This window comes from Streptomyces sp. PsTaAH-137, from assembly GCF_003259365.1.
Lineage (GTDB): Bacteria > Actinomycetota > Actinomycetes > Streptomycetales > Streptomycetaceae > Streptomyces.
Window position 1 is genome coordinate 1 of the sequence record NZ_QLLY01000040.1, and the last position, 9,043, is coordinate 9,043.

Genomic DNA, 9,043 nt, shown 5'->3' on the forward strand with positions numbered 1-9,043 from the left:
TCTCGGTCTTCCGGGCCTTGAGCACCAGGTAGGCGACCGCGAGGATCGCGCCCCAGACCGGTGCGCCGTACAGGGCGACCCTGTTGTCCTTGTCCATGCCCATCGTGACGATGACGAGCGCGATGAACGCCAGCGAGAAGGCGCTCGCCCAGATGCCGCCCGGGGCGCGGAACGAGGACTTGGGCAGCTCACCGCGGTCGGACTTGATGCGGTAGCGGATCTGGGAGATCAGGATGACGATCCAGGCCCACATGCCGGAGATGGTGGCGAAGGAGACGACGTAGTTGAACGCCTCGCCCGGCCACTGGTAGTTGATCCAGACGCCGACCAGCATCATCGCGGCGGAGAACGTGGTGCCGACGACCGGCAGGCCGTTCTTGCTCAGCTTGGTGAACAGGCCCGGGCCCTGGCCGTTCTGCGCGAGGTCGCGCAGCATGCGGCCGGTGGAGTACATGCCCGAGTTGCAGGAGGAGAGCGCGGCGGTCAGCACGACGAAGTTGACGATGGCGGCGCCGATGCCCAGGCCCATCTCGTCGAAGGCGTGGACGAACGGGCTCTCGCCGGCCTTGAAGGAGGTCCACGGCACGACGGAGAGGATCATGATGAGGGCGCCGACGTAGAAGACGGCGATGCGCCACGGCACGGTGTTGATGGCCTTGGGCAGGACGGTCTTGGCGTCCTTGGCCTCGCCCGCGGTGACGCCGACGAGCTCGACGGCGAGGAACGCGAACATCACCATCTGGAGGGTCATCAGCGTCGAGCCGATGCCGTTCTCACCGGCGAAGAAGCCGCCGAGGTCCCACAGGTGCGTGACGGACGCGGTGTCACCGACGTCGGAGAAGCCGATGGTGAGGATGCCGGCGCAGACGAGGATCATGCCGATGATGGCGGTGACCTTGACCGTGGAGAACCAGAACTCCAGCTCGCCGAAGAGCTTCACGGAGATCAGGTTGGCGCCGTACAGGATGACGGTGAAGACGAGCGCGGACAGCCATTGCGGGATGTCCCACCAGAACGTCATGTAGACGGCCGCGGCCGTCACCTCGGTCATGCCGGTGATGACCCAGAACAGCCAGTACGTCCAGCCGGTGACGAAGCCCGCGAAGGGGCCGATGAACTCGCGCGCGTACTCCGAGAAGGAGCCGGAGACCGGGCGGTACATGAGGAGTTCGCCGAGCGCGCGCATGATGAAGAAGATGACGACGCCCGCGATGGCGTACGCCAGGATCAGGCTGGGTCCCGCTTTGGAGATGCCCTTGCCCGCGCCGAGGAAGAGGCCGGTCCCGATGGCGCCGCCGATGGCGATCATCTGGATCTGGCGGGAGCCGAGGCCCCGCTGGTAGCCCTCGCCGGACTCGGGGGACGTCCCGTCGTCCCGCACGGCCTCATTGCCGGCAGAGTCTTTGCCGTGCTGCTCGACCTGCGCTGAGGTCATGATGCTGCGCCTTTCTCCATGCCGATCCGTGCCGTGGGGGGCTCGGATCGACTGTGACGATCCTTCGGGCGTGGGGCCCTGGATGGATGGAGCTGTTGCCTACCGGGTTCAGCCGGTAAGGGCGCCCCCGGAGGACAGGGGTGGCGTCCGCCGGGCGGTCGTGAAGATTTATCACGGCGTTCACGGTGATCGACTCTGCCGACTGTGGCGTACGGCACAGGAAAAAGCGGCCAAACCGCCCCTGGCGCGTCATAGGCAGGCAGGGGCGGTGACCCGATCGTTATCCGGATTTGAGCGTCCGCTGAGCGAACGCGAGGATCACGGGAGGAGCGTCTCGACCAGCGTTTCCTGGAGGCCGCCGAGCCACAGGTACGCCATCACCATCGGCTTGCGCGGGTCCTCGTCGGGGAGGCGGTAGAGGAGGTCGGTGTCCTCCTCGTCGGTGATGTCGAGGCGGGTGCCGATCGCCAGGCGCAGGTCGTTGAGCGCGCGCATCCAGCGGACCGACTCGTCCGGGGTGAGCTGCAGGACCGCGCCGCCGTCACCGGCCGGGTCGAGGGTGTCCAGGGAGCGGACCACCGCGAGGGCGTCGTCGCGCTTGCCGGCCCGCAGGTCGTTCTCGGTGAAGCGCCTGAACTCCGAGGAGTGCTCCTGGAGTTCGGCCTGCGCGGCCTGGTCCTCGGGCGCACCGGGGCCGCCGTACGCGTCGGGGAAGAGGCGGTGCAGGACCGGGTCGGCGGGCGGCTCGCTGGGGCCCTCGGCGAACAGTTCGGCGAGCGGGTCGTCGGAGACCTCGCCGCCGGGGCCGGGGCCGATCAGCTCCAGGAGCTGGACGGCGAGCGAGCGGATGATGGAGATCTCGACGTCGTCGAGGGCGACGGCCGCGCCGCCGCCGGAGACCGGCTCGAAGTGCCCGGGCATTTACTTCCGATCCTGTTGCAGCGTGGCCCACAGGCCGTAGCCGTGCATGGCCTGGACGTCCCGCTCCATCTCCTCGCGGCTGCCGGAGGAGACGACCGCGCGCCCCTTCTGATGGACGTCCATCATCAGCTTGGTGGCCTTGTCCTTGGAGTACCCGAAGTACGTCTGGAAGACATACGTCACGTAGCTCATGAGATTGACCGGGTCGTTGTGGACGAGCGTGATCCAGGGGACGTCCGGCTCGGGGACCACGGAGAGATCCTCCGTCGTCTCGGGGCTTTCGATCTCAAGGGGTGCAGGAGCCGTCACACGGCCCATGCTGCCACCAGGAGGGGTCCATCGCACAAACGGACCCAGAAATCGTCACACTGACGCTAATTCGGGGTAGCATCATCGTCATGAACACAGCGGACCTTGGCCTGCCGGTGGATGTTCCGTCGACAGCGCTCTTCACCGACCACTACGAGCTGACCATGCTGCAGGCGGCCCTCCACGGGGGCACGGCCGACCGGCGTTCGGTCTTCGAGGTCTTCACCCGCCGGCTGCCCGAGGGCCGCCGCTACGGCGTCGTCGCGGGCACCGGACGCGTCCTGGACGCCGTCGAGAACTTCCGGTTCGACGCGGGCGTCCTGAACTTCCTGCGCGAGCGGAACGTCGTCGACGAGCCGACCCTCGCCTGGCTCGCGGACTACCGCTTCTCTGGCGACATCTGGGGCTACCCCGAGGGCGAGGTCTACTTCCCCGGCTCCCCCGTGCTGCGCGTCGAGGGCTCCTTCGCCGAGTGCGTGCTGCTGGAGACGGTGATCCTCTCGATCCTCAACCACGACTCGGCGATCGCCGCGGCCGCCTCCCGGATGTCCTCGGCCGCCGGGGACCGGCCGCTGATCGAGATGGGCGCCCGGCGCACCCACGAGCTGGCCGCCGTCGCCGCCTCGCGCGCCGCCTACGTGGGCGGTTTCGCGACGACCTCGGACCTCGCGGCCGGATTCCGGTACGGGATCCCGACGGTCGGTACGAGCGCGCACGCGTTCACCCTGCTGCACGACTCCGAGCGGGACGCCTTCCGGGCCCAGATCGACTCGCTCGGCGAGGGCACGACGCTGCTCGTGGACACGTACGACGTCCAGGAGGCCGTGAAGACGGCCGTCGAGATCGCGGGGCCGAAGCTCGGCGCCGTCCGGATCGACTCCGGCGACCTGCTGCTCGTCGCGCACCGGGTGCGCGAGCAGCTCGACGACCTCGGCGCCAAGGACACCAAGATCGTGGTCACCTCCGACCTCGACGAGTACGCCATCGCCTCGCTCGCGGCCGCGCCCGTGGACGCGTACGGCGTCGGCACCCAGCTGGTGACCGGCTCGGGGCACCCGACCTGCTCCATGGTCTACAAGCTCGTGGCGCGCGCCGAGTCCGCCGATCCGAAGGCGCCGCTGACGGCGGTCGCGAAGAAGTCGGCGGGCGGCAAGACCTCCGTCGGCGGCCGCAAGTGGGCCGCGCGCCGTCTCGACCGGAACGGGATCGCGGAGGCCGAGGTCCTCGGCACCGGCGCCGTGCCGGAGGAGCTGGCCGACCGCCAGCTCCTGGTCGAGCTGGTCAAGGGGGGCGAGGTCGTGGCCCGGGAGCCGCTGGACACGGTGCGCGAGCGGCACATCGCCGCGCGCGACGGGCTGCCGCTGTCGGCGACGCAGCTCTCGCGGGGCGAGGCCGTGATCCCGACGGAATACCTGTGACCGCCGGGTTCCGCGCCCCAATTGCCCTCTCCCGCAAGCCACTTGAACCTTCTACGCTCGTAGCCTCACAGTCCTGACCTCTCGCTGATCTCGTTAAGGAAACCGCCCATGCGCCGCGCCTTGATCGTCGTAGACGTGCAGAACGACTTCTGCGAGGGCGGCAGCCTCGCGGTGACGGGAGGTGCCGATGTCGCTGCCGCGATCACCGATCTCATCGGGCAGGCCGGCGGCGGTGGCTACCAGCACGTCGTCGCCACCCGTGATCACCACATCGCGCCCGGGAACCACTTCGCGGACGCCCCGGACTATCAGCACTCGTGGCCGGCGCACTGCGTCGCCGGGACCGAGGGCGTGGGGTTCCACCCGAACTTCGCGCCGGTGATCGCGTCCGGGGCGATCGACGCCGTCTTCTCCAAGGGGGCGTACGCGGCGGCGTACAGCGGGTTCGAGGGCGCGGACGAGAACGGGGTGCCGCTCGCGGACTGGCTGCGGCGGCGGGAGGTCTCCGAGGTGGACGTGGTCGGGATCGCCACCGATCACTGCGTGCGGGCCACCGCGCTGGATGCGGCGCGGGAGGGGTTTCGTACGCAGGTGCTGCTCGATCTCACCGCGGGGGTCGCTGCCGCTACGACCGAGGCCGCTCTTGCCGAGATGAAGGATGCCGGGGTCGAGCTCACGGGTAAGCCCGTCGTGGCCTAGGACACGGGGCTCCGCCCCGGACCCCGCTCCTCAAGCGCCGGAGGGGCTTGATTTGGCCGTGCGTTGAGGCGTACGCATCAAGGTGCGTATCGGTCTCCACAGGGCCGCCTCCGTCGGGTCCGGGGCCTCGCGCCAGACCAGGCCGTCGGGGTGGTGGAGGACCGCGGTGATCTCGTCCGGGGTCGGCGGGTGCTGGTTGCCGCGCAGGTAGACCGCGCGCAGGCCCAGATTGCGCAGGCGGGTCAGGGCCCGGGCGCGGTTCACGGCGTGGACCAGGACCCGTACCGCGCCCTCTCCGGGACCGGGCGCGGGCAGCGTCAGCGCCACCACCACACTGCCGCCGGGCAGCTTGCAGAACCCTCCTGCGGACATACCTGTCACACCCCCGTGAGACGTCGTGTCAATAAGGAACTCACGGGATGCACCTAAACACGATCGGCCGCGACCCGCTAGCCCTCGCTAGCGAAGTCGCGGCCGATACGTCTTTGACCTGCGATTTTATCGGGTCAGCGGGTGGAGCGGCCCACCGCGACCGTGATCGAGGAGCCGTCCAGGGGCTGGTTCAGGACAGTTATCCGCGTGTTGGTGTCAGTTGTCTTGACACTGCCGTTCGGGTTCTCCGCGTACCAGTAGGTGCCCTTGCGGTCGTCGAAGACCGGGTTGCCGAGCTGCGCCTTGATCTTGGTCTCGACGCCCAGCTTGTGCAGGGTCATGCCCGGCACCGGGTACCAGCCGAAGGCGGCGTCGTACGGAGTGATCTTGTTGGAGATCAGCTTGCCGTCGGCCCACTTCATCGGCTTCGCGTGCGCGTCGATCGGCAGGATCAGGCCCTGGCCCGGGTGCTGGCCGACGTTGTTGTTGCGCTGCGAGGTGTCCCACTGCCAGATGACCAGGCCGGGACGGTACTGGTAGTGCTCGACCCAGTTCTGCTTCGCGCCGCCGTCGCGCCAGCCGAAGTTGTACGGGCCGACCTTGAGGGTCTTGTCGTACGACTCGTACTGGCGGTTCTCGGCGATGTAGAACTGCGGGAAGTCGCCGCTGATCGAGGCGCCGACGCGGGAGAAGCCGTGGCTGGTCCAGCCGGCCTGCTCGGACTCGGCGTCGTCGGCGAACAGGGTCGCGCCGTCGGCCTTGACCGCGAGGTTGTCGAACGCGAAGCCCATCTGGGCCACGCCGCCGTCGGTCTTGTAGCGGAAGCGGACGTCGATCTTCTGGCCCGCGTAGGCGTCGAGCGGGTACACCAGGTGCTCGAACTTGCCGTTGGTGCCGGTCAGGGCCGGCTTGTCGCCGCCGTCGCGCGGGATGGCCGCGCCGTCGGCGGTGCCGTCGATGGTCTGCCAGCTCGCGCCGCCGTCGGTGGACACCTGCGTGTACAGGTAGTCGTAGTCCTTCTCGATGTCGTACCAGCCGTCGAGTTCGAGCGAGCCGGTCTTCTTGCCGGTCAGGTCGACCGTGCGCGAGAGGGTGTTGTCGAGGTCGTCGCCGTAGTCCGACCACCACTGCTTGCTGCCCTGCGCGGGCTGCACGATGTTCGTGGTGACGGTCTTCTTCGGCAGTTCGACGACCAGGGCCTGCTTCAGCTTGGTGTTGTACTCCGAAACACCCAGCTTGTGCACCGAGTTGGTGGCGGCCTTCGCGGTGTCGTAGTTCAGCCAGCCCAGCTGGAGCTTGTCCCAGGCGGTCATGTCGCCCGGCATGTCACCGATGGCTTCCTTGCCGGTGCCGAGCCAGGAACCGGCCGACATCAACGACCAGAAACCGACCGAGTTCTCGCCGATGTACGTGGTGTCGTACAGGTCGGGCAGGCCGAGGTCGTGGCCGTACTCGTGGGCGAAGACGCCGAGGCCGCCGTTCTCCGGCTGCATCGTGTAGTCGCCGACCCAGATGCCGGTGTCGCCGACCGGGGTGCCGCCCGCCTTGAAGCCCTCGGGGCCGGTGTTGCCGTCGTCGCGGCTGTAGGCGTAACCGCGGTGCGCCCACAGCGCGTCCTCGCCCTGGACGCCGCCGCCCGCGGACTCGTCCTCGCCGGCGTGCACGATCTGGAAGTGGTCGATGTAGCCGTCGGGCTCGTTGAAGTTGCCGTCGTTGTCGTGGTCCGTGCGGTCCCACTGGTCGTACTTGGAGAGGTCGGCCTTGATGTCGGCGTCCGACTTGCCGGCCGCCTTCTGGTTCGCGACCCAGGCGTTCACGCCGTCGCGGACCAGGTCCTCGACGGTCGGGCAGTTGGAGGCGCCGCAGTAGTTGGAGCCGTACCGGGCCTCGTTGTAGTCGACCTTGACCCAGTCGGAGACCTCGCCGTCGACCGAATAGCGGCCCGACGAGGTCTTCTCGTAGTACGTCTTGAGGGAGTCGACACCCTTGCCGGAACCGAAGTACAGGTCCTGGAAGTGGTCCTTGTTGTAGTCCGCCTGCCAGGCCGTGCTGTTGTCCTTGCTGCGGTCCGGCTCGGCTATCTCGTTGTGCAGCGGGCCGGCGTCGCCGCCGTACTTGCTGTCGACCTTGTCGCCGAACTCGACCAGGATCGTGAAGATCTGGTCGGTGCGCTCACGGCCCAGTTCGACGTACTTGTCCTTGCCGAGCTTGACGACCTTCGAGCCGTTCTTCTCCTGGACCTTCGAACTGCCCTTGATCACCTGCTCCAGGGCGGTCTGCCGCTGCTCGGCCTGCTGCCGGCTGAACGGGCCGTCGATGACATGGCCCTTGCCCCGGTAGCTGTCGCCGTGCGAGCCGCTCGGCGGTGCGGCCGGACTGTCGGCCTGCGCGGTGGTCGCCGCGACGGAGCCGGCGGCCGCGGTGGCGGCCAGGGTCACGAGCACGGCGGCGGATCTCAACGCCCGTCTCTTCGTGGTCACTTGGGTGTTCCCTCCTCCGTGGCGGAAAGCCACGCATCACAAGTGACGCCATTTGACCGGAGGTAGGAAAGAATTAACAGTCCTTGACTGTGACATGTGCGTTGCATTATGCAGCGCGCCCGGTCCGGTATCCGGACGGCTCTCCCAGTACAACGGGCGCGTTCGAACGTCCACTTGGTGGACTGAATGACTCCGTGCGCCCCCCATGCACCTGCACCGTGGGTAAGGCGACGCTTACTGGTCGTTCCGGTCGGGCACACGTCGGATTAAGGTTAAGGGCACGGTGGGCCACGAGCCCCGGACGCCCCGCCCTGCTCCCCCGCTGTCACGAGGACGGACATCGCCATGCCTCGACCGACTGTCGCACAGCTCGCCTACGGTTCGGCCACCGTCGTACTCTCCACGCTCGCCATGCTGCTGCTGTCACAGACCAGTTCGGGGCCGGGCGTCGGTGTCATCGCCATGTCGGCGGTCATCCTGGGGCTGTTCGTGGCGCTGAGCGTGCCCAAGCCGAAGCAGACGCCCGCGCAGGAGCCCGCCGAGCCGTCCGCGGAGGCGGCGCGCGAGCGGGAGCCGGTGCACGAGACGGCGGGCCCGTGAAGCACGGGCCCGCCGTCTCTCGCTGTCGCCTCCCGGTCAGCCGGCGCTGACCACCACGGTCTTGGCCGCCTTGTCGTGCAGGCCCTGCTTGTAGGGCTTGTCGAAGAAGCTCCAGCCGCCGCAGATGGCCGTCCAGATGCAGGCGCAGCAGAAGGCGAACGGAATCCACAGCACGAGCGCCCGGATCAGGTTGGTCTGGGCGCTCGGCGTCGCGCCGTTGTCGAGGTTCGCCACGCGCAGCTTCATCAGCCGCTTGCCGAGCGTCTGGCCCGTCCTCGACATCAGGATGACGTCGTACGCGATGTAGAGGACGGCCGTCAGGATCGACGAGCCGGCCTGCTTGCCCGCATTGATCGAGTCGCCGTCGGTGTTGAAGCTGGCCAGGTCGAAGGCCCAGGACAACAGGCCGATGACGATGCCGATCAGCACCATGTCGATGATGCGGGCGAGGACGCGGCGGCCGCTCTCCGCCAGCGGGGGCATGCCGGCGAGGGGGTCGCCCCCGTCGCCGGGGCCGCCGGTCGCTCCGTACGGGGCGCCGCTGTACGGGGGCGGGGGCTGGGCGGCGTTGTCGTAGGGGTTCTGGCCCTGGGGGCCCTGGGGGTTGTCGTACGGCGAGCCGCCACCCTGGTTCGTCGGCGGAGGCTTGCGGAACGGGTCGTCGTCCGGCGGTTCGGTACTCATGGCCCGAGTGGACCGCGATCCCGCCTTGAACGCACCCGGCGGGCCGCCGTCCGGATGACCCGAGGACCACCTTCCGGCCACCCACGCTCCGGCGAGACCGACTACGCGGTTCCCGGCGCCCCAGG

At 68.6% G+C, this 9,043-nt stretch carries 9 protein-coding genes; 3 read left to right on the plus strand and 6 right to left on the minus strand.

Annotated elements, in window-relative coordinates; genetic code table 11:
• The 3 genes from K377_RS40115 to clpS all read right to left on the minus strand — a co-directional run.
• Window positions 1–1,435, minus strand: a 1,435-nt coding sequence (locus K377_RS40115) for an amino acid permease (RefSeq protein ID WP_111668587.1), incomplete at its 3' end; no start/stop codon positions are given.
• Window positions 1,436–1,753: 318 nt separating this feature from the next.
• On the minus strand, window positions 1,754–2,356 hold the full coding sequence (locus tag K377_RS40120; RefSeq protein ID WP_111668588.1) for a DUF2017 domain-containing protein: 603 nt from the start codon (window positions 2,354–2,356) through the stop codon (window positions 1,754–1,756).
• Complete coding sequence (gene clpS, locus K377_RS40125) at window positions 2,357–2,674, minus strand: ATP-dependent Clp protease adapter ClpS (protein ID WP_111668589.1); 318 nt, start codon at window positions 2,672–2,674, stop codon at window positions 2,357–2,359.
• A gap of 80 nt (window positions 2,675–2,754) precedes the next feature.
• On the opposite strand from clpS, the gene K377_RS40130 reads away from it, so the two are divergent.
• Together K377_RS40130 and K377_RS40135 are read left to right on the plus strand one after the other, a co-directional pair.
• Window positions 2,755–4,083, plus strand: coding sequence for a nicotinate phosphoribosyltransferase (locus K377_RS40130; RefSeq protein WP_111668590.1), 1,329 nt, complete (start codon window positions 2,755–2,757; stop codon window positions 4,081–4,083).
• Between the two features lie 108 nt (window positions 4,084–4,191).
• Window positions 4,192–4,782: an isochorismatase family protein gene (locus tag K377_RS40135; protein WP_111668591.1), complete on the plus strand. Its 591-nt coding sequence runs from the start codon at window positions 4,192–4,194 to the stop codon at window positions 4,780–4,782.
• A gap of 30 nt (window positions 4,783–4,812) precedes the next feature.
• Here K377_RS40135 and K377_RS40140 read toward each other — a convergent pair whose 3' ends face one another.
• On the minus strand, window positions 4,813–5,154 hold the full coding sequence (locus K377_RS40140; protein WP_111668592.1) for a hypothetical protein: 342 nt from the start codon (window positions 5,152–5,154) through the stop codon (window positions 4,813–4,815).
• A gap of 134 nt (window positions 5,155–5,288) precedes the next feature.
• On the minus strand, window positions 5,289–7,634 hold the full coding sequence (locus tag K377_RS40145) for an immune inhibitor A (RefSeq protein WP_258395315.1): 2,346 nt from the start codon (window positions 7,632–7,634) through the stop codon (window positions 5,289–5,291).
• Between the two features lie 345 nt (window positions 7,635–7,979).
• Here K377_RS40145 and K377_RS40150 point away from each other — a divergent pair, with 345 nt between their 5' ends.
• A complete protein-coding gene (locus K377_RS40150; protein ID WP_111668593.1) occupies window positions 7,980–8,234 on the plus strand; it encodes a hypothetical protein in 255 nt (84 codons plus the stop codon).
• 36 nt (window positions 8,235–8,270) lie between these two features.
• Here the strand turns inward: K377_RS40150 and K377_RS40155 are convergent, their stop codons facing one another.
• Window positions 8,271–8,918, minus strand: a complete 648-nt coding sequence (locus K377_RS40155) for an RDD family protein (RefSeq protein ID WP_111668594.1) — start codon at window positions 8,916–8,918, stop codon at window positions 8,271–8,273.
• Between the last annotated feature and the right edge of the window lie 125 nt (window positions 8,919–9,043).